The 19,588-nt window shown below is 64.5% G+C and carries 25 protein-coding genes; 9 read left to right on the forward strand and 16 right to left on the reverse strand.

From position 1 onward, the window contains the following. Positions 1-300: 300 nt before the first annotated feature. Genes lnt through tatA (L2A60_RS09595) form a run of 6 tightly spaced genes read right to left on the reverse strand, consistent with a single transcriptional unit; the run spans position 301 to position 4,224 of the window. Positions 301-1,842 (reverse strand): apolipoprotein N-acyltransferase, encoded by a 1,542-nt coding sequence (gene lnt / locus L2A60_RS09570; RefSeq protein ID WP_235704151.1) that lies wholly within the window; start codon positions 1,840-1,842, stop codon positions 301-303. Positions 1,843-1,853: 11 nt separating this feature from the next. Further along, the gene (mtnC, locus tag L2A60_RS09575) at positions 1,854-2,561 is read right to left on the reverse strand and encodes an acireductone synthase (RefSeq protein ID WP_235704152.1); all 708 of its coding nucleotides are present in this window, start codon (positions 2,559-2,561) and stop codon (positions 1,854-1,856) included. Between the two features lie 7 nt (positions 2,562-2,568). After that, complete coding sequence (locus tag L2A60_RS09580; RefSeq protein ID WP_235704153.1) at positions 2,569-3,108, reverse strand: 1,2-dihydroxy-3-keto-5-methylthiopentene dioxygenase; 540 nt, start codon at positions 3,106-3,108, stop codon at positions 2,569-2,571. Beyond that, the gene (locus L2A60_RS09585) at positions 3,105-3,701 is read right to left on the reverse strand and encodes a methylthioribulose 1-phosphate dehydratase (protein WP_235704154.1); all 597 of its coding nucleotides are present in this window, start codon (positions 3,699-3,701) and stop codon (positions 3,105-3,107) included. Before L2A60_RS09585 ends, L2A60_RS09580 begins: the two co-directional genes overlap by 4 nt. A 22-nt stretch (positions 3,702-3,723) precedes the next feature. After that, on the reverse strand, positions 3,724-3,990 hold the full coding sequence (tatA, locus tag L2A60_RS09590; protein ID WP_235704155.1) for a twin-arginine translocase TatA/TatE family subunit: 267 nt from the start codon (positions 3,988-3,990) through the stop codon (positions 3,724-3,726). 3 nt (positions 3,991-3,993) lie between these two features. Further along, complete coding sequence (gene tatA, locus L2A60_RS09595; RefSeq protein WP_235704156.1) at positions 3,994-4,224, reverse strand: twin-arginine translocase TatA/TatE family subunit; 231 nt, start codon at positions 4,222-4,224, stop codon at positions 3,994-3,996. Between the two features lie 235 nt (positions 4,225-4,459). Between tatA (L2A60_RS09595) and L2A60_RS09600 the strand changes: the two genes are divergently transcribed. Together L2A60_RS09600 and L2A60_RS09605 are read left to right on the forward strand one after the other, a co-directional pair. After that, a complete protein-coding gene (locus L2A60_RS09600; RefSeq protein WP_235704157.1) occupies positions 4,460-4,612 on the forward strand; it encodes a DUF3309 domain-containing protein in 153 nt (50 codons plus the stop codon). Between the two features lie 220 nt (positions 4,613-4,832). Next, positions 4,833-5,228, forward strand: a complete 396-nt coding sequence (locus L2A60_RS09605; protein WP_235704158.1) for a (R)-mandelonitrile lyase — start codon at positions 4,833-4,835, stop codon at positions 5,226-5,228. Positions 5,229-5,495: 267 nt separating this feature from the next. On the opposite strand, the gene L2A60_RS09610 is transcribed toward L2A60_RS09605, so the two are convergent. From L2A60_RS09610 to L2A60_RS09625, 4 genes are all read right to left on the reverse strand, one after another. Further along, positions 5,496-6,050 carry an acetate uptake transporter gene (locus L2A60_RS09610; RefSeq protein WP_235704159.1) on the reverse strand — a complete coding sequence of 185 codons (555 nt, stop codon included), beginning with the start codon at positions 6,048-6,050 and terminating at the stop codon, positions 5,496-5,498. A gap of 141 nt (positions 6,051-6,191) precedes the next feature. Next, complete coding sequence (locus L2A60_RS09615) at positions 6,192-6,788, reverse strand: ankyrin repeat domain-containing protein (protein ID WP_235704160.1); 597 nt, start codon at positions 6,786-6,788, stop codon at positions 6,192-6,194. A 42-nt stretch (positions 6,789-6,830) separates the two neighbouring features. After that, positions 6,831-7,289, reverse strand: a complete 459-nt coding sequence (locus tag L2A60_RS09620) for a TspO/MBR family protein (RefSeq protein WP_235704161.1) — start codon at positions 7,287-7,289, stop codon at positions 6,831-6,833. 141 nt (positions 7,290-7,430) lie between these two features. Next, positions 7,431-7,805 (reverse strand): winged helix-turn-helix domain-containing protein, encoded by a 375-nt coding sequence (locus tag L2A60_RS09625; RefSeq protein ID WP_235704162.1) that lies wholly within the window; start codon positions 7,803-7,805, stop codon positions 7,431-7,433. An 82-nt stretch (positions 7,806-7,887) separates the two neighbouring features. On the opposite strand from L2A60_RS09625, the gene L2A60_RS09630 reads away from it, so the two are divergent. From L2A60_RS09630 to L2A60_RS09640, 3 genes are all read left to right on the forward strand, one after another. Then, the gene (locus L2A60_RS09630) at positions 7,888-8,805 is read left to right on the forward strand and encodes an extracellular solute-binding protein (protein WP_235704163.1); all 918 of its coding nucleotides are present in this window, start codon (positions 7,888-7,890) and stop codon (positions 8,803-8,805) included. 125 nt (positions 8,806-8,930) lie between these two features. Further along, positions 8,931-9,542, forward strand: a complete 612-nt coding sequence (locus L2A60_RS09635) for an ABC transporter permease subunit (RefSeq protein WP_235704164.1) — start codon at positions 8,931-8,933, stop codon at positions 9,540-9,542. 9 nt (positions 9,543-9,551) lie between these two features. After that, positions 9,552-10,091, forward strand: a complete 540-nt coding sequence (locus tag L2A60_RS09640; protein ID WP_235704165.1) for a YbhB/YbcL family Raf kinase inhibitor-like protein — start codon at positions 9,552-9,554, stop codon at positions 10,089-10,091. A gap of 61 nt (positions 10,092-10,152) precedes the next feature. Here L2A60_RS09640 and L2A60_RS09645 read toward each other — a convergent pair whose 3' ends face one another. The 4 genes from L2A60_RS09645 to L2A60_RS09660 form a co-directional block, all read right to left on the reverse strand. Next, positions 10,153-10,383, reverse strand: a complete 231-nt coding sequence (locus tag L2A60_RS09645) for a hypothetical protein (RefSeq protein WP_235704166.1) — start codon at positions 10,381-10,383, stop codon at positions 10,153-10,155. Next, complete coding sequence (locus L2A60_RS09650) at positions 10,380-10,631, reverse strand: hypothetical protein (RefSeq protein ID WP_235704167.1); 252 nt, start codon at positions 10,629-10,631, stop codon at positions 10,380-10,382. Before L2A60_RS09650 ends, L2A60_RS09645 begins: the two co-directional genes overlap by 4 nt. 29 nt (positions 10,632-10,660) lie before the next feature. Beyond that, complete coding sequence (locus tag L2A60_RS09655; protein WP_235704168.1) at positions 10,661-10,843, reverse strand: CsbD family protein; 183 nt, start codon at positions 10,841-10,843, stop codon at positions 10,661-10,663. 118 nt (positions 10,844-10,961) lie between these two features. Further along, the gene (locus L2A60_RS09660) at positions 10,962-12,440 is read right to left on the reverse strand and encodes a PAS domain S-box protein (RefSeq protein WP_235704169.1); all 1,479 of its coding nucleotides are present in this window, start codon (positions 12,438-12,440) and stop codon (positions 10,962-10,964) included. Positions 12,441-12,547: 107 nt separating this feature from the next. Here L2A60_RS09660 and L2A60_RS09665 point away from each other — a divergent pair, with 107 nt between their 5' ends. From L2A60_RS09665 to L2A60_RS09675, 3 genes are all read left to right on the forward strand, one after another. Next, entirely contained in the window at positions 12,548-12,817 is a 270-nt protein-coding gene (locus L2A60_RS09665; RefSeq protein WP_235704170.1) for a type II toxin-antitoxin system Phd/YefM family antitoxin, read from the forward strand. 98 nt (positions 12,818-12,915) lie between these two features. Further along, a complete protein-coding gene (locus L2A60_RS09670; RefSeq protein WP_235704171.1) occupies positions 12,916-14,400 on the forward strand; it encodes an N-6 DNA methylase in 1,485 nt (494 codons plus the stop codon). Next, a complete protein-coding gene (locus L2A60_RS09675) occupies positions 14,397-15,497 on the forward strand; it encodes a type ISP restriction/modification enzyme (protein WP_235704172.1) in 1,101 nt (366 codons plus the stop codon). The genes L2A60_RS09670 and L2A60_RS09675 overlap by 4 nt, the downstream gene beginning before the upstream one ends. Positions 15,498-15,791: 294 nt before the next feature. Here the strand turns inward: L2A60_RS09675 and L2A60_RS09680 are convergent, their stop codons facing one another. Beyond that, entirely contained in the window at positions 15,792-16,979 is a 1,188-nt protein-coding gene (locus L2A60_RS09680; RefSeq protein ID WP_235704173.1) for an IS110 family RNA-guided transposase, read from the reverse strand. A 146-nt stretch (positions 16,980-17,125) separates the two neighbouring features. After that, entirely contained in the window at positions 17,126-18,091 is a 966-nt protein-coding gene (locus L2A60_RS09685; RefSeq protein ID WP_235704174.1) for an ArdC family protein, read from the reverse strand. A 133-nt stretch (positions 18,092-18,224) separates the two neighbouring features. Here L2A60_RS09685 and L2A60_RS09690 point away from each other — a divergent pair, with 133 nt between their 5' ends. Beyond that, entirely contained in the window at positions 18,225-19,577 is a 1,353-nt protein-coding gene (locus L2A60_RS09690) for an ATP-binding protein (protein ID WP_235704175.1), read from the forward strand. Positions 19,578-19,588 lie beyond the last annotated feature (11 nt).

The raw sequence follows: 19,588 nt of genomic DNA on the forward strand, positions 1-19,588 counted from the left end.
GCTCCGGCGGATCGTTCGTCACCGCCCGACACATTGGTTTCCAGAACGATTCAGCAACGACCCCCCGGCTCCCCCGCGCCTGGGGTCAACATCTCCTGAAAATCGGCGAGACAATTCATCACATTCATTTGGTGTCATATGTCATAATTCTGTCATCAAACACAATGATACTGTCGAAAAACAAAATTATCATTTCATAATCTTTCTACCGCAGATATTTGGTATAGCACTCATCTTACCACCAGCGATAGCAAAATTTTAAATTTTCTACAAGAGTGAACAATTTTTAAGACGAGCTGCTTAGCGCCTTTCAGTGCGCAACGTGACCGAGACGATCAAAAAAATCAGCCCCAAAACAACGCAATAGAGGCTGAGAATCCCGGCCATCGTCAGCCCGAACCGCCCATAAGGGGTTACCGGCAATGCAACCGGAAGTCTATGCGCCAAAACCCCGCGCCGATCGAGTCCTAATTTCGCCACGACCCGCCCGTGCGGCCCGATCACCGCCGAAATGCCGGAATTGGTGTCGATCACCAGCGGCAGCCCCTCCTCCACCGCGCGCAGCCGCGTGGTCGCGAAATCCTGGCGCGGGCCGGTGGTGTCGCCGAACCAGGCATTGTCGCTGATGTTCAGCAGCCACGCCGGCCGGTCGCTTTTATCGACGATTTCGCCGGAAAAGATCGATTCGTAGCAGATCAGCGGCCCGACCGGCGGAATCCCCTTCACATGGAGCGTCCGCGGCCCCGGACCGGGCGAAAAACCGCCGCCCGGCGTGATCTTGAGCGGGATCCATTTCGGCGTGTACTCGCCGAACGGCACCAGCTTCCATTTGTCGTACCACGCCGCCGCCGGCCCCGCGCCCTCGACCGCGACCAGAGAATTGCGCGGCCGCCCATCGCGCGCATAGCGGAACGACCCCGCCAGCACCGGGGTATTGCCGGCGACACTCGCGATCGCGCCGCGCGCCGATGCATCGGTCTGCAGCAAGGCCGGGCTCGCGGTCTCCGGCCAGACCACCACTTTCGGTCCTGCCCCGGCGGCCTGCAGCGCCTGCTGCGTCATCGCGAGATCGCGGTGCCAGCGCGCGATCAGTGCCGGTCGCGTGAAACTGCCCGGCACCGCGAAATCCGGCTGGATCATCGCGACGGTCAGATTGTGGTCCGGCGCCGGGCCGGCATCGGTGCGCCACACGCCGAATCCCGCCCAGACCGCCAGCACGGCACCCGCCGCCGCCCAACCGCGCGGGCCGAGCAGTGGCAGCCCGGCAACGATCGCGGTCAGCAAGGTCAGCAGATAAATGCCGCCGACCGAAGCCGGCTGCATCATCACCACACCCGCGATGCCCGGCAGCGCCCAATCCGCGCCCCAGTAATTCCACGGAAACCCGGTGAACAGGAATTGCTGCGCCAGATTCGCCATCGCCAGCGCGCCGGCGAACAGGAAAATCATCGCAAGGCGGGACAAGGCCGTCACCGGCCTGATCCAGTAGCTCGCGGCCGCGGGCAGCATCATGTAGCACGCCACCGCCGCCGCGAGCCCCGGCGCGGCGAACGGCACCGCCCACCAGAATTGCCGTGCCATGATCAGCATCGGCTCGGTCACCCAGAACAGCCCGAGCAGGTTGAAGCCGAACCCGAAACACCAGCCGAGCCAGATCGCCCGCCGCCAGCCCCCCGCGCGCGCCAGCAGGCGCAGCAGGCCCGGCACCACGATCCACAGCAGCGGCAGCAGAAAGAACGGCGGCAGCGCCAAAGCGGCGAGCAGTCCGAGGCCGAAGGCGCGCCACGGGCCGGATTTGAGCGGGGCCGGGACGCGCGCGGCCCACCGTTCCAGCAGGGTCATCGAGAACTCCGTTATGAGGGCTGAGGCAGGCCAAACCGCGCCGCGACCGACGCGAGATCGGGCGCGTGAGGATGCGCCGCCGAAGGCGCGGTGCCGTCTTCCGCCCGTACGAGCTGGCAGACCATGAGCCCGGCCTTGGCGGCGGCGGCAAGCTCCGCCTCGGCATCCGACAGGAACAGAATCGCCGCCGGCTGCCGTCCCAGCGCACGCGCGATCGCGGCATAGCTCGCCGCCTCGCGCTTGCCGCCGATCCGCGTGTCGAAAAACCCGACGAACAGCGGCGTCAGATCGCCCGCTTCGGTATGGCCGAACAGCAGGCGCTGCGCCTCCTCCGAGCCGGAGGAATAGACCGCGAGCGCCAGCCCCGCCGCGTGCCACGCAAGCAGCACCGGCGCGACCTCGGGATAGAACCGGCCGCTCAGCGCGCCGGCGGCGAAACCCTCCGCCCAGATCCGCCCCTGGATCAGCTTCAGCGGCCCGACCTTGGCGTCCCGGTCCATCAGCGCGTGCAGCGTCTGCACCGGCTGCGCGCCGGGCGTCATGTCGTCGAGTTCCGCCAGCGCCGCCGCGATGTCGGGCTCGCCGCTATGGGAAGCGATGAACGCGCCCAGCCTTGCTCGCGCATAGGGAAACAGCACGTCATGGACGAAGCTGATCGGCGACACCGTGCCCTCGATATCGAGCAGCACCACGGATGGCGGCACGGTCTCGCCGGACATGATCGGTTCAGGCGACCGGAAATTGCGCGCTGATCGCATCCCCGGTGAAATGCGCGACCCAGCCGGACTGATCGGTGAAGACCCGCAGTGCGATGAAATCCGGCTTCGCCCCCGCATCGAACCAGTGGCGGATATTCGCCGGCACCGAAATCAGATCGCCCTGCGTGCACAGCGCGTCATAGACCCGTCCGCTGGTATGCAGCACGAAATGCCCCGATCCGCGCACGAAAAACCGAATTTCGTCCTCGGTGTGGATGTGCTCGTTCAGGAATTTCTCGCGCAGCGCCCCGGCCTGCGGATGATCCGGCGTCATCTTGATCACGTCCGCCGAACCCGCCCCGGTCTCGCCCATCAGCCGGTCGAGATAAGGCTGGTAGGCCGCCAGAATCGCCTCCGGCTCGGCATCGTCATCGAGCGTCACCGGGCTGTCCCAGCGCTCGAACCGCACGCCGATCGCGCCGAGTTCGCGCGCGATCGCGGCTGGATCCCCGGTATCGAGCATCGGCGCGCCTGGCGCGTTCTCGTCGAAAATTCTCAGGCCGCTCATCGTATCCGCCTCCGTTCGAGTTCGCAGCGGAGCAGGAATTCCAGCGCCTCCAGGCGCCAGAAGCAGCGCTCCACGTCCGGCCCCCAGGCATACACGCCATGGCCGCGCAGAATATAGCCGATCGGCTCCGCATCAAGCGCCGGCGCGATCACATCGGCGAGCCGCGCCATGTCCTGATCGTTGTCGAAAACCGGCAGCGCGACCCGCGTGTCATGGGTGACGATGCCGCGAAACGCCTTCAGGATCTCGTAGCCTTCCAGCACCAGCGCATCGCCCGGCACCGCCATCGACAGCACCGTCGCGGCAACCGAATGCCCGTGCAGCACCGCGCCGGTTTCGGGAAACCGCGCATAGAGCTGGCAATGCAGCTTCGTCTCCGCGCTCGGCTTGTCGCCCGCGCGAAGCGCCACGCCGTCCAGCCCGACTTCGATGATATCCGCCTCGGTCAGCCTGCCCTTGTGAACTCCGCTGCGGGTGATCGCGATGGCGGTATCGCCGAGCCTCGCGGAAAGATTGCCGGACGATCCGGGCACCCAGCCCAGCCGGTCCATCCGCGCGCCGACCGCGACAAGATCGCGCGCGGCCTCCGCCATCGCCTCGTGCCGCCCGCGCGGCTCAGGATCGCGGAGAATCGTCGGTGCGCACCGTCTCGGGCGCGCTTTTCGCGGCATCGGGCGGTATTGTGCCCTCGGCAACCCGATTCTGCACCTGCGGCGGTGCTGCCGGTTGCGCCGGCTTGGCCGAATCGTCGCCCAGATTCTGCTTGAACGCCTTGATGCCCTTGCCGAGCTCGCCCATCAGATTGCCGACGCGCGAGCCGCCGAACAGCAGCGCCACCACCAGGATGACGATGAGCCAATGAACCGGCGAATCGAAACCCACGGCTCAGCCCCGGTTCCGCTCGGTCGTCGTTGTCGAGCCGGCCTGCGCCGCCGGCGCCTGCACGTGCTGTTCCAGCATCGACGCATCCTTGGGCTGATCGTCGGCAAGGTTGTTCCTGAACGATTTCATCCCCTTGCCGAGTTCGCCCATCAGATTGCCGACGCGCCCGGTGCCGAACAGGATCAGCACGACCGCGAGCACGATCAGCCAATGCCAGATGCTCAAACCACCCATGATCCAAATCCTTCCTCAGCGGGATACGTATCTCGGCACATCGGTATGGCCGAGCCACCCGACAATGGCCGCGGTCCCGAGCCTTCTGCATAGCCCAACCGGCCGGCCGCGCCAATGGCGCGCCCGGTTTCGGCCGGACCGACATGCCGGGGCGTTGCCGCGCAACCGGCCCAGCCCTTGGAAACCCGGCTCCGACACCTCATCTGACCTCTACAAAACGTGAACGGAGCGCCCGATGCGGCTTCTGCTGATCGTCCTGCTGATCCTGTTGGTGCTTGGTGGCGGCTTCGGCCTGCATGGCGGGTTGTTCATCGGCCCGCACGGTATCTGGTATGGCGGCGGCCTCGGCCTCGTTCTCGTGGTCGTCCTGATCCTGCTGATCCTCTGACCCGCCCCGCGCCCAATCCGTTCATCGGCATTTGCGCCGTCTCAATCTTAGGGTGTGTCCCCAATAGCGGTGTGGCCTTTGATTCTCAAATTCCTAAAATTGCCGCCGCAAACGAATAGGAATTTCAGAATCTCCACACTAGCGACATGCTAAATTACCGCCGAACCTGATTGACCATCATGCATCGGTAGAACGCCCGGATGCGCAGAGGAGAACTCGCATGGAAGTAAGACGAAGCGGCTCGCAGCCTTCTGGCAAGGGACCGGCAGACTGGTTCACCGGAACGGTTCGGATCGACCCGCTGTTCAGCCCACCCGATCCGGCCCGCGTTGCTGGCGCCCTGGTTACCTTCGAGCCCGGCGCGCGCACGGCATGGCACACCCATCCACTCGGTCAGACCCTGATCGTCACGTCCGGCTGCGGCTGGGTTCAGCGCGATGGCGGGCCGGTCGAGGAAATCCGGCCGGGTGATGTGGTTTGGTTTCCGCCCGGTGAAAAGCATTGGCACGGCGCTACGCCCACCACCGCCATGAGTCATATCGCCATTCAGGAGAAACTTAACGGCTCGCCCGTCGACTGGATGGAAAAGGTGAGTGACGCGCAATACCGGCGCTGAGACAAGTCATGACGCAAGGTATTAAGGACAAAGTCTTCGTTAGGGTGTGTACCCAATGGCGGTGTGGCCGGCGAATGCAGACAAGCCGCTGACCCGTAGGACACGAGATATCCGCAATTTGGCATGCTCAACGCGAAACGCGCAGAACGGTTCGCGGGTCTTGTGCCGTTTCACTCCGGCATCTCGGACAACGTGGCGCGAGCATGGTTCCGCGCGCCGGCACAGCCGGCCGGCGGCGGATGACGTCACCGCCGGCCGGCCGGTTGCTCAGGCCGCTTTCGCCCCGACCGGCAGGATCGTCCTGCCATGGGTCGCGTTGATCACATCGGCCGCAGCCAGATAAGCCGCGAACAAGGCGGTGAGCAGCCCGGTATAGCCCCCGGCATGGGTCAGCGCCGGCGCGCCCAGCCAGATCCCGAAGGCGAGCAGCACGAAGGTGATCCACAGCGCCAGAAAAATCAGGAACACTGCCCGGTTCAGCGCGAAACTCGCGATCCACATCGCGAAGGTGAACACGCCCCAGACGAACAGATACCAGCCGACGAAATCGCCGGGCACGCCCTTCGCGAACAGCTCGACGAACAGCGCGAAACTCCACCAGAATGCGCCATAGGAGCAGAACGCGACGAAGCCGAACGTGTTGCCGTTGCGAACCTCCATCAGGCCGGCGGCGAATTGTGCGGTGCCGCCGAACGCGATCGCCATGGCGAGAACCATCGGCACCGAGGTTCCGGGAAACAGCCCGGCATTGATCATGCTGAGCAGCCAGGTGGTGGTGGCGAAGCCGAACAGCCCGAGCGGGGCGGGATTGGTAACGGGCATAACTCCTCCAAATATTTTTTGAGCGGCGCAAGCGAATCAGGCCGCGCCGCCGACTATCGCGTCCCGATCGTTCGATAGCAACATATTTCAATATTTGGAATGAATGCCGCGCCGCCGCGCGGCGGAAACACTGACCCCCGGTCAGGAATGCCCGCCGAAGCCAAGAAATCCCGCCGCCGGGTTGGGCACGCCCGGCTGATCGGGGCTCGCCGGCGCCCGCACCGGCTGGCTATGCGCCGGTCGCGGCCGGCTCCGCGCCGCCTGGAAAACCGGGGTCCGGGCCGAAGGCCGCACCGCCACCGGCAGCGGCGCCGCATTGCCGCCGCTGCCGGGGCCTTCTTCCTGGCGCACCGACAGCAGCATGAAGGTGATGTCGTTGCGATTCAGCTCGACCGACATCTCGATCGGCGTCTCGCCCAGCGCGTTGCGCGCGTCGAGATTGGCGCCGCGGCTCACCGCCGCGCGGGCTTCGGTATAATTGCCGTGATTGATCGCGGAAAACAGCAGCTTGGTCGGGTCCTCCCCGGCGGTCGCGATCGGGCCGGCCGAAACATCGCCCGAATTGGCAGCTCCCGGCAGCGCGGGCGGCGGAACCTGTTCCTCGCGCGGCTGCGGATGAATCGCCGGGCCCGCCATCGGCGCACCGGGCGTCGGCATCTGCGCCGCGGCCGTCCCGGTCAGGGCGAATGCCGACAGCAAGGCGACGGCGGCGGCAAGGGCAGGCTTGGAAACGGTCATGGCGGCGGCAATCCTGTATTGCGGATCGTGCTTTTTAGCCCATCATCGGTTCAGCCACCAGAACCCGGCATTCAGATAGGTCGCGAAAATCCCCCAGGCCAGATAGGGCACCAGAAGCCACGCCGCCATCCGGTCGATCCGGCGGAACGCGGCGATGGTCAGAGCGACCAGTATATTCATCGCAATCATCGCGATCAGGGCGATGCCCGGCCGGTGCAGGCCGAAAAACACCGGCGCCCAGACCGCATTGGCCCCGAGCTGCCACCCCCACAGAACCAGCGCGCGCCGGTTGTCGATCAGCAGGTCGCCGCGCAGCCAGACCCGCCAGGCGGCAACCGCCATGACGATATAGAGCACGGTCCAGACCGGGGCGAACAGCCAGTCCGGCGGCGAGGCCGGCGGATGCGGCAGCACCGCGTACCAGGGTCTGACCGAAGGCGCCGCCGCCATCCCCCCAACCAGCGCGACCAGCAGCGTGAGCGCGACGAATCCCGCCAGCACCCAGAACTGGGCGCCTTGCGTGCGGTTCTGTTCGGGTCGCTCGGGAGGGCGGAAGACACGATCTCCTTTGAGAACAAACTTAGGCTTGCATCACCCCGCTGAAAAGATGTGCCGCGCCGATCTTCAGGCAGATTGTTAGGGTTATTTCGCACCGGAAGCCGCCACCGCCCCGGTCAGCGCCGCAAGCGCTCCGGCGCCGGCCTCGGCCGAGGCGGTCTGCAGGTTCCGATACGCGTCGAGCACCGCATCGCCGAGCGGCGTGAGCTGCGCGCCGCCGCCCGCGACCCCGCCTTTCACGGCCAGGATCACCGGGCCGCGAAACGTCGCGTTCAGTGTTTCAGCCAACTGCCAGGCGCGCTTGTAGCTCATGCCCATGCGCCGCCCCGCCGCCGCGATCGAGCCGGTCTCGCGAATGCCTTCGAGCAGATCGGCCCGACCCGGCCCGATGATCAGCCCGTCGCCGAGCACCACGCGGATGCGCAGCCCCGCCGTCTCGGGATGCCGGACCTTCACCATGACGCAACACAATCACGAAATCGCGCGATTGACGATATAGCCAATTAGCCATATCGCTACGGCCGAAACGATGGAGGACTTCATGGCAATCAATCGGCGGACCTTCGGAATCGGCGCGGGCGCGGCGCTCGCCCTCCCCGCGCTGGCCAAGGCGGCATCAGGCACGATCACGGTGGCCTATGCCGGATCGATGGGCGTGCTGATGAACCGGGGCCTCGGACCGGAATTCGAAAAACAGACGCACATCACCTATCGCGGCATCGGCCAGGGCGCCTTCGCGCTCGCCCGCCTGATCGCCGGCAAGACCATGCATGCCGACGTGTTCGTCTCGATCACGCCAGGGCCGATCCGCGTGCTGCAGAAGGCCGGTCTGGTCGGCCACGCCGTGCCGGTTGCGAGCACCGCCATGGTCATCGCCTACAGCCCGAAATCGCGCTTCGCGCCGCAGCTCGAAGCGGCGGCTTCGGGCAAAACCAAGTGGTATGACGTGCTGGAGAGCAAGGGCCTGCGCTTCGGCCGCACCGATCCGCGCACCGACCCGCAGGGCCGCAACATCCTGTTCACCTTCGATCTCGCCGAGAAATTCTACCATCAGCCCGGCCTGGCCAAACGCGTGCTTGGCGCGCCGATCAACCCGCGCCAGATTTTTACCGAACCCTCGCTGCTCGCCCGGCTCGACGCCGGCGAACTCGACGCGACATCGGGTTACGAAAGCGCGGTGAAATCGCTGAAACTGCCGTTCATCCCGCTGCCGAAGGAAATCAATCTCAGCGATCCCGCCATGGTCGAGCCATGGTATTCCAAGGCGGCGGTCACGCTCGACCTGAAAGGCAAAACCAAGGTCTTGCACACCGAGCCTCTGGTCTTCTATGCCTGCGTGCCGAAGGACGCGCCGAACCCGGATGCCGGCCGCGCCTTCATCGCACTCATGCAAAGCAAGGCGGGTCAGGATTTGTTCGCGCGCTACGGCTACAATCCTCCGCAAGGCGGCGCCATCTGACCAAGGCGATCACCGGCGCATTCGTTCTCGCCCTTCTGGCCGCGCCATTCGTCGGGCTGGCGCTGCTGACCGACTGGGCGCGGTTCGATCTGACCCGCAGCGATGCTTCGGCGATCGCCACTTCGGTGCTCTACGGTCTCGCGACCCTCGCGGTCATCGCCCTGCTCGGCACGCCGCTGGCGCTCTGGCTCGCCACGGCGAAGAGCAGGTCGCGCCATGCCGCGCAGGTGTTCCTGCTGCTGCCTCTGCTCACCCCGCCGCTCGCGCTGGGCATTCTTCTGGCGGCGTTCTACGGCCCGATCGGGCCGGTCGGCGCGCTGATCGGGAAATTCGGCCTGATCATCACCAACAATCCCGCCGCCTTCCTGATCGCCGGCATTTATGCCGGTATGCCGACCTATGTGGTCGCGGCGCGGACCGCCTTCGCCGATATCCCGCCGGAATTCGCCGAATCCGCCCTTACCCTGGGCGTTTCGCGGCAAAAGATCTTTCGCCACATCACCCTGCCGATGGCGCGCGACGGACTGGGCGCGGCACTCGCCCTCGCCTGGGTACGCGGGGTGGGCGAACTCGGCATCGTGCTGATCTTCGCTTATTTTCCGCAAGGCATGCCGATCCGGCTCTGGGTCGATCTGGAGGATCGCGGGCTGGACGCCACGTTTCCGCTGCTGTGGATTTTTCTTGCCGCTGCTCTGCCGCTGCCACTATGGCTGCTGCGGCGCGGCTCGAAACGCTGAGGAAATGCCATGAAACGCCTGCTCGCCGCTGTTCTGCTGGCCACCACCGGCATCGCCCAGGCCGGCAATTTCACCATCTCCTCGGCATCCTTCGCCAATGGCGGGACCATTCCGCTGGCGCAGGTGTTCGACCAGCATGGCTGCGCCGGCCGGAATGTCAGCCCGGCGGTGGCGTGGTCGGGCGCGCCGGCGGGAACGCGCGGCTTCGCGGTGACGCTGTTCGATTCCGATGCCCGCGCGGGCAAGGGGTTCTGGCACTGGATCGTCGCGGATATCCCCGCCTCGGCAACCCATCTCACCGCCGGCGGGGCTCTGCCGAACGGCGCCAAGCCGGGCAAGACGGACTGGGGGTTCGCCCATTATGGCGGCCCCTGCCCGCCGGTTGGCGACGCACCGCACCACTACCATCTCACCGTCTATGCGCTGCGCGTCACGAAACTTCCCGCTGCCGCGCTGCGTTCCCACGCGGCGCTCGCAGCCGCTCTCGCCCATGATTCGCTTGCGTCAGCCTCGATCGTCGGGCGCTACGGGCGGGCGAAACCGAACTAACGTATAATTAACAATAATAACTGTCCTTTGTTTCACGCGAAACAAAGGCACCAGACCGGACCTAAATTGGGATCGCCGAAGCGGCCCGTCCCGCATCCAGTTCCGCCGTGACGAGGTCGTCGAACCGGTCACGCTCGTCGGGCGCAAATCGACCCTCAACGATGCGTTTGCGGATCAAACGCGCCAACTCGCCCAGGCGCCGCGCCGACAGGGTCGCGCGATCGGGCGGGCTCGCCGGCGGCGCTGCGTCATTCGGCTCCGCTGGTGATTGAATTTGCATAAACTCGGTCATTGCCGCCTTCCGCCGGGGTGGAACTCATGGTCGCCGGATTGCCGCCGCGGCTTTGCGCGGTTCGAGCGATCCATCTCCGCGCGCCCGACCGGAGACCATTGAATGGTCGAGACGCCATTGGCCGTGGTGGCGGCGACCCTCGCGATCGGTTTGCCAGGCAATAGAGAGAAGATCAGCAGGATTGCCGTCCAGACCATGAAGCCGCCCGGCGTGGCGGCATCCCGATCCGCTGAGCGAACTGGTTGCATTTTGGAAAATCCCGAATAGCGCCGAAGGCTTACTTTCCGAGCTTTTCGCGCACGCTGTCCTTCACGCCGCCGACGGTGCTCTGTGCCTTCCCGGCGGCTTTCTCGGCTGCGCCTTCGGTCTGCGTCCTGGTGTCGCCGGTGACTTTGCCGACGGCTTCCTTGACGGAACCCTTCACCTGTTTGGCGCTGCCCTTGATCCGATCCTTGTCCATTTTTCGCTCCTGTGTCGGGGTGTAACCTGGAGCGATACTGGTAAAATTGCTGCGAAATTGCACGCGCTATATATTTTCAGGCTGGTGCGGCCATACCAGTGAGCATGAGCCGTGAAAACTAATCGGCGCCGGTCACGCCGCGCTCGCGCGCCCAGATGATCAGTTTCGCCCGGCTGGAAACCCCGGTCTTGCGATACAGGCTGGCGACGTGGTTGCGCACTGTGTTGCGCGACAGGCTGAGCTGGGTCGCGATCGCCGCGTCGTCCTGCCCCTGGCAGACCAGCCCCAGAATCTCGCGCGCACGGGGCGGCAATTCGGCGAGGCCGGCGGTTTTGGCCGGGCTTGCGGTCTCGGGGCGGCGCAGGCGAACCAGTTTTTCCAGCACGGCGCCGGTAAACCAGGTGGTGTCCTTCATCACCGCCTCGATCGCATGGGCGACCTCGACCTGGGTACGGTTGCGATCGGAAATATTCTGCGCGACCAGAAGAACGCAGGACTGGTCGCGAATTTCCACCGCCTCGGCGGAGACCAGGCAGTCGAGCGTATCGCCGGATTTGGTGCGCAGGCGCAGGTCAAGGCCGCGGACGCGGCCATCCTTGCGCAGCAGCCGCTCCAGTTCGGCGCCCGCGCCGGAATCGGCCCAGAGCGGCAATTCGGCGGCGTCGCGATCGACGACATCCTGCTGTTCGTAGCCGGTTTCGCGGGTGAAGGCATCGTTGACCAGAAGAAACCGGCACCCCTTGCGCAGCGCGATCGCGGTGGGAACCGGGGCGAGGCGGAAGGCGATTTCGAAGCGTTCCTCGCTCTGGGCGAGCGCCGCCTCGGCCTGCCTGCGGCCATCGAGATCGGCGAAGGTGAACAACATGCAGCGTGCTTCGCCGATCTCGATCGGCTGGCCGGCCACGACGACGCATTTTTCGCCGCCGGTGGGGAGTTGCAGGAACGCTTCCATTTGCGGGATGGTGCGGCCCTCCTGGAGCCGTTCGATCGCGAGTTCGCGGCGCGCCGAGCCCTCCAGAACGTCGATTTCGTAGATCGAGCGGCCGATGACGTCCTCCTCGCGATAGCCGGTCATTTCGAGAAAACCCCGATTGGCCCGGACATGGCGCAGATCGTCCAGGCACAGAATGAGCGCGGGCGCGGGATTGGCGCTGAAGGCGCGCTCGAAGCGATCCTCGGCGTTGTAGCGCTCGGTTTCGTCGTCGATGACCAGGACAAGGAGATCGGGCAATCCGTCGTCATCGACCAGAACGAGGCTGCGGATGCGATGGGTCCAGGTCGTATCGCTGGCGTCGGCGGCCGCGACCTCGACCACGACCTCGTCGAACACCTCGCCGGCCAGCACGCGCTCCATCGGGTACTGCCCCTCGGCGAGGCGATGGTTGTTGCGATAGCGCAACTCGAAACGCTCGCGATACTCCGAGACGGTGACGCCCAAGTCCTCGACGGTTTCGACGCCGTGCAGCGCGAGGGCGCGGTCGTTGGCCCAGATGATGGTCTGGTCGGTCGCGATCAGGATCACGCCGTCGCTGACCCCGGCGACGATCTGGCGAAGGTGGCGAAGGCCGGCGTGCTGGCGCGGGAGGGGTTCTGACATGGTTGGGTTTTAGGCGCGGCAGGCGGGGATGGGAAAGAGCGTTCGAACATTGCGCGATTGTATGGGATTCGCTAATCTAGCCAGATAGCTAGCCATGAGAAGCGGTCATGCACAGCGTAGGTGTTTTCGAGGCGAAAAACCGGCTGACGTCCCTGCTCGATGAAGTCGAAAACGGCGGCGAAATCCTGATTACCCGGCGCGGCAAGCCGGTTGCCCGGCTGGTGGCCGCCGAGGCCGGATTCGATCGCGCGAAGGCGCGGCGCGTGGCCGATAGGCTGCGGGAGGCGAGCAAAGGCGTTGTGCTGGCCGGCCTCTCGATCAGGGAATTGATCGGCGAAGGCAGGCGGATCGATAGCCATCTCGTCCCATCGGGGTGACGAAGCGCCGCTTGAACATTCATCGGCGCTCTCTGCCGCCTGTTTGGCTCCCCAGGATTTTCGTGCAACATTCCTGAACGCTAACGACAGGGGGAATGATGACGGCGATCGACCACGGTTTTCAAACCTATCTGGATGCGCTGCGCCGCATCCCGCTTGACCAGAAGACCGAGCATACCGATCGCGCCGCCCTGGAAACCCTGCTGACATCGTTCGCGCCATCCGGCGTCACCGTTCAGCACGAACCCAAGCGCCAGGACGACAAAGGCTCGCCCGACTTCAAAATCACCGCGCGCGGCGCCGTGCTCGGCTATGTCGAGGTCAAAACCATCGGCGAAAATCTCGACGCCGTCCTGAAATCCGCGCAAATCAAAAAATATCGTTTTCTCTCCGATAACATCCTGCTCACCGACTATCTGCATGTCATCTGGATCGGCCCGCACGGCATCGAGCGCGAAACCCTCGCCTACCCGGACGATCTTGAGAGCCGCAAGCACAAGCTCAACCCCGATCGCGCCGCCAGCGTCGCCCGGCTGTTGCGGGGATTTTTCTCGGCCGCCCCCACCGGCATCGCCCGTGCGCAGGATCTCGCCGCGGCGCTGGCCGCCCGCTCGCACCTGCTGCGCGACGGCCTGACCGAAGCCCTCGCACACCAGGCCGCCCACAACCAGCAAGGCCGCCTGTTCGGCCTGTATAACGCTTTCCGGGCCCAGGTGTTTCACGAACTCGAACTCGGCGAATTCGCCGACGCCTTCGCGCAGATGCTCGCCTACGGATTGTTTCTGGCGCGGTTGAATACCGAGGAGACGATCACGCTGGACAATGCGCGGCAATTCGTCCCCGGCGCGTTCCCGCTGATCCGCGAACTGATCGACTTCATCGGCGAACTCCGCGCGCCGGATTACGCGCCGATCCGCTGGCTGGTCGAGGAAATCCTGTCGATCATGAACGGACTCGACCTCGCCGCGATCCGCGCCGATCTCAGCTTCTCGAACCGGAAGGCGATCCGCCGGACGGTGCGCGCGGGGTCGGAGGAAGAACACCGGCTGTTCGAGCGCGACCCGTTCGTCTATTTCTACGAGGATTTCCTGGCGAAGTACGACGCGAAACTGCGCAAATCGCGCGGCGTTTATTACACGCCGCCGCCGGTGGTGAATTTCATCATCCGCGCCGTCGATGATCTGCTGCGCTCGGAATTTGGCATCGCCGACGGGCTGGCCGATCACCGGCGGGTCACGCTGCTCGATTTCGCGACCGGCACCGGCACGTTCCTGCTCGAAGCGCTGGAGCGGATGTTCGAGACGATTGGCGATAGCGAGGCCAAGCGCGCGCTGCTGGTGCGCGAGCATGTGCTGCGCAACGTGTTCGGCTTTGAATATCTGATCGCGCCCTACACCATCGCGCATCTGAAACTCTCGCAATATCTGAAGGACAAAGGCATCGGACTCCAGGGCGCCGAGCGCCTGCGCATCTACCTCACCAACACCCTCGAACCGATCGCCCGCAACCCAATTTTCTACTCCCTGCGCTCAGCGCCGAAGCCGAAGCCGCGCAATCGGTCAAAGACCAACCCATCCTGGTGATCACCGGCAACCCGCCTTATTCGGGTCATTCCCGCAACAAGGGAAATTGGATCACCAGGGCGATCGACGCCTATAAAATCGTCGATGGCAAACCGCTCGGCGAGAAAAACCCGAAATGGCTGAACGATGATTATGTGAAGTTCATCCGCTTCGCCCAGATGAAAATCGACGCGGTGCCGGAAGGCATTGTCGGCATCATCACCAACCATTCGTTTCTCGACAACCCGACCTTTCGCGGGATGCGCCAATCCCTGATGGCGAGCTTCGACCGGATTTACCTGCTCGACCTGCACGGCAACGCCAAGAAGAAGGAACACGCGCCGGACGGCGGCAAGGACGAAAACGTTTTCGATATCGAGCAGGGCGTTGCCGTTTCCCTGTTCGTCAAGACGCGCGATCCGAAAGATCGGAAGGTTTTCCGTGCCGATATTTTTGGCCCGCGCCTTGCCAAGTACGAAACCTGCGCCCGCACCAGTTTTGCCGCCGTCGATTGGCGCGAGGTGAAGCCGGCCACGCCGTTCTATTTGTTCGAGACCGGCGATGCCGTGTTGGAAGTAGAATATCGGCGCTTCATTGCCGTCGGCGACATCTTCCCGGTCAACAGCGTCGGTATCGTAACCGCGCGGGATGATCTTGCAATCCAATTCTCCCGCGAGGATGTCATGCGCGTGGTGCGGGATTTTTCTGAGCGGGACGTAGAAAATGCACGGGAGCATTATCACCTCGGCAAGGATGTGCGGGACTGGCGGGTGGGATGGGCACAGCGTGACGTGATTGCTTCAGGACCAGAATCAGCCTGTGCCAAGCCGGTGTTGTATCGGCCATTTGATACACGTTGGACCTATTATACCGGCCGTTCCCGCGGCTTTCATTGTTATCCCCGGCATGACGTCATGCGGCATATGTTGCAAGATAATGTCGGCCTACTAACATGCCGACAAGTGACTTCAGACGATTGGCAACATGCGTTCGCCACCGAAAATATCACTGACGACTCTCTCGTATCGAATCGAACGAAAGAACGCGGCTATCTCTTCCCCCTCTACCTTTTATGGGGTGGGTCAAGAACCGCGTTTCCGGGGAAGGACGACGGCTGAACGGCCCCCGCCTGTATCCAAGGCGCGCACGATCGGCGCCGGCGAAGCCGGCGTGATGGCGTTGGCAACCGACCGGGGCAGAGCGTCCTGCACAAAGCTGGCGTCTGGCCAACTCACCTTTTATCCGGTTCGAGTTCCTGCGGTCGGCAGGCCTCGCGACCATAATCCCGTTTGCTGCGGGCTCGACGCTCCAGGGGATGGGACCCATCTCTAATGACGGCGTTTTTCAGCCAGTCAGAGGGCCGGTCACACATCCTCCCGGTTCTCCCCTGTCGGGCAGGGGATCTGGAGAACTCAGGCGATGATGGCGCCGGTCGGCACAAGGCCGGCCGTCGCATAACGCCAGAGCGCAACGAGGAGCTTGCGTGCGAGCGCCACGATCATGACCCGCCGGACTCGACCGGCCGCGCCGTTCGTCCGCTCGTTGAACCACTGGGACAGCCTGCTTTGCGGCTGATGATGAAGCCAGCGCCAGGCGATCTGCAGCATGTGCGAGCGGAAGATGGCGGGACCGGTCTTTGCGATGCCCTGGTCCCAGCTGACTGTTCCGCTCGCCCAGGGCATCGGCGCCAGTCCGCTCCATGCGGCAAGCTCACGTCGGTTGTTGAACTTGCGCCAGAAGGCCTCGCGCACGAGCACCGATGCGTCGTTCGGGCCGACGCCTTTGATCCGGGCGAGCGACGCGATCATCGCAGCATCGGCATCGGCCGAGCCCTGATCGCGGTGCGGGGTCTCGATCGTCTTCCCGAGAGCGATGGCGTCGCGCTCCGCACTCACGTCCTTCAGCTGCTCGAGGACAACACGAAGGCGGCCGATCTCGCGTCGCATCTCGTCTTTCAGCCGCGGTCCGAGCGAGCGACCATCACCGGTGACAAGTTCGTCGAGCTGCCGCTCAGCGCCGCTGGCGCGCGGGTCGAAGCCAACGATCCCTTGTGTCAGCAGGAGTCCCCGAATGCGGTTGGTATGCGCGGTGCAGTCGTAAACCAAGCTCTGTCGTTCCCGTACGAGCCGACGGTGGTCCTCCTGCTCCACACTAGGAACGTTGACGGCGCTGAGCACCTGGTCCTCGCCCCTGTTGTAGGCCATCAGCGCACGGATCATCGCCTTCGCGTCGATCCGATCCGTCTTCGCGCGCTTGGCGCGTCGGTTGACCAGCAGGCTGGAAGGGTCGATCACCAAGACACGGAGCCCGGCGGCGGCGAGCCGGCGGTAAAGCCAGAAGCCTTCGTACCCGGCTTCGTAACAGCACAGGACCGGCACGTCCGCGATGCCGACGACGTCGGCGGCACGAGATCGAAGCCGCTCGACGAGAGCCAGCAAGGCGGCCGCGTCGCCCCATTCGACGGTATGAATGCCCACCTTGCTCGACGTGGGAATGTGAGTACCCACGACCCACTTCGACCGGCTCATCTCGATCGCGACGAAGATCGGATCGGTATTGATGGACGGAGCTGGGGCAGCGACTTCCTTCTCGGCAAACATGTTGAATCCTTCCAGAGATGAACCCCCCGCGTAGCCCGGTATGGCCGCGCTGCGCTCATCCCCATAGGATCTCTGTTCCGGTCGTAAAGCCGGAAAGCAGGAGAAGCGGGACTGCGCCTGCGCGGATTTACGGAAACGACCCGGCGTCACGCCGCCGCCGCCACGTCTTCAACATCGTCGCGGGAGGCTGCGGCGACGAGCTGGTCGATTGCCGGTGCGAAGCCGAGCAGGAAGTCCGCTGACTTGCTCGCCTGAGATGCGGCACGGACAATGGCGCGGTTGTCTTCACGCAGAACCTCGGCCCAGGAGCCGATGTAGTCGGCGTGCCGCACGGTCGGCACGATGCCGAGGGCCGCGCAGCAGAACGCCGCCGAGATTTCCGCGACCAACTCCTCGAAGGCGTACTTCTTCGAGCCGAAAGAGCCTGATAGGTCGCGGTTCAGGCGATGCGGCGCCCCGCTGGCGTGCCCACATTCGTGAAGGGCGGTTCGATGCCAATTGATCGGCTCGAAGAACGCTTGGGGCGGCGGCACCTGCACGAAGTCCTGCGCGGGCACGTAGAAGGCGCGATCACCTCCGATGCGAAAGTCGATGCCGCTCGCCTTGATAAGCGCCGCCACCTTGGGCTCGATCAGGCCCGGCTCGGACGGTGGAGCGGCGACCGCGACCTTGTCGGGAAGCCCCTCGCACTGCGAAGCGTTGAAGACCGTGAAGCGCTTCAGGAACGGAATGGCCTGTGCATCCTCGCCGGTCTCGCCAGCGCGTCGCTTCTCGTCGTCGGGGATGAAGCGGTCGGCATAGACGACAGTGGTGCCGTGTTCGCCACGCCGTACATGGCCACCGAGCGCCAGCGCTTGGCGGAAGGTCAGCCAGCTCTGGCAGAGATAACCATGCTGGACGACAGCGCCCCAGAGAATGAGCACGTTGATGCCGGAATAGCCGCGCCCCGTGGCGGCATTCTTCGGCATGGCGAGCGGCGCCTTCGCCGCGGCCGTACCCCAGGGCTGGACCCAGGGCAGCCGCCCAGCCTCCAACTCGCTGATGATCTTGGTGGTGATTTCGTCGTACAGGCTGGCGCGGCCGGGGCCGGCTTCGTGGTGGTGCTTGGACATCGCGGGTCTCCGCGACGGGCGCCGGAGGCCTCCCCTCCAGCCCTCAACCCGTCACGGCAAACCCGGTCCGCACTCTCACTCTAAACGGGGGCGTTGCGGGGTTCTCCCCGCAGAAGGGGGTGCGCCGGCGACCATGGCGCCGGCCAGGGGGAAGGCTTTCCCCTTCCGGCTCCTAGATGGCGATCCTAAAACTTCCAATCAGCGGACCATTGACTTCCAATTAGCCGACATCTACGGTTCCAATCGTCCGGGACGCGGGGATGGCATGTTCGAGCGGTTTGTGGAGCGGCGGGCGAAGGAAGCCCTTTCGGATACGCCAGTGGTCCTGGTGGTCGGGCCGCGACGGGCCGGCAAGACCACACTCGTTCGTAAAATGGGAGAAGCTGGACGAAGCTATATCACGCTTGACGACCAGACCGTCCTAGAGGCTGCCCAGTCCGATCCCGTCGGCTTCATCCGGGGCCTGGATATGGCCATCATCGACGAAATCCAGCGCGCGCCCGACCTGCTGCTCGCGATCAAGAAGACGGTCGATGAGGACTATCGGCCGGGTCGTTTTCTGCTCACGGGCTCGGCGAATGTGCTGACCTTGCCGCGGATCGCCGACAGCCTCGCTGGCCGGATGGAGACCATCCAGATGTTGCCGCTGGCGAAGGCCGAGGTCGAGGGCCAAACGCCGACTTTTCTAGAGCGCCTCTTCGACGGGAAGTTACAAAGCCAACGGAACGCGATCGTCGGCGATGATCTCGTCCAGCTCGTGCTGCTCGGGGGCTTCCCCGAAGCGATCAGTCGTGACAATGAGCGGCGCCGGCAGGACTGGGCACGCTCCTATCTCACGTCGATTCTGACCCGTGATCTGCGGGACATCGCCGACGTCGAGAAACTGACCGAACTTCCGAAATTCGTGCGGCTGCTGGCGGAGCATTCCGGTCAGTTGGTCAACTATTCGCAATTTGGCGGCGCCATCAACGTCAGTCACAAGACAGGGCAGCGCTATGTGGGCCTGCTCGAGCAGGTGTTCCTGATCGCGACGGTACAGCCCTGGTTCACCAATGCGCTGAAGCGGATCGTCAAGACACCCAAGCTGCATTTCCTCGATTCCGGCGTGCTGGCGGCCGCGCGCGGGCTCACCTCCGACAGGGTCCGCGCGGATCGCGGGACATTCGGCGCGCTGCTGGAGAGCTTTGTGTTCTCCGAGGTGCTGAAGCTGCTGACGGCCTCAGACCTGCGGCTGACGCCTCATCATTTTCGGGATCGGGACATGCGCGAGGTAGACGTCTTGCTGGAGCGTGATGACGGGATGATCGCCGGCATCGAGGTGAAGGCGAGCGCCACCGTCAAGGCCGGCGACTTCGCCGGCCTGCGCGCCCTGGCGGAGGCCTGTGGAGACCGCTTCGCCTTCGGTGTCGTGCTCTATGACAGTACAGATGTCGTGCCGTTCGGCGACCGCCTAGCTGCGGCACCGCTATCGTGTTTGTGGGGGTAAGCGCCATGAAG

This window comes from Acidiphilium iwatense (assembly GCF_021556475.1).
GTDB classification, from domain to species: domain Bacteria; phylum Pseudomonadota; class Alphaproteobacteria; order Acetobacterales; family Acetobacteraceae; genus Acidiphilium; species Acidiphilium iwatense.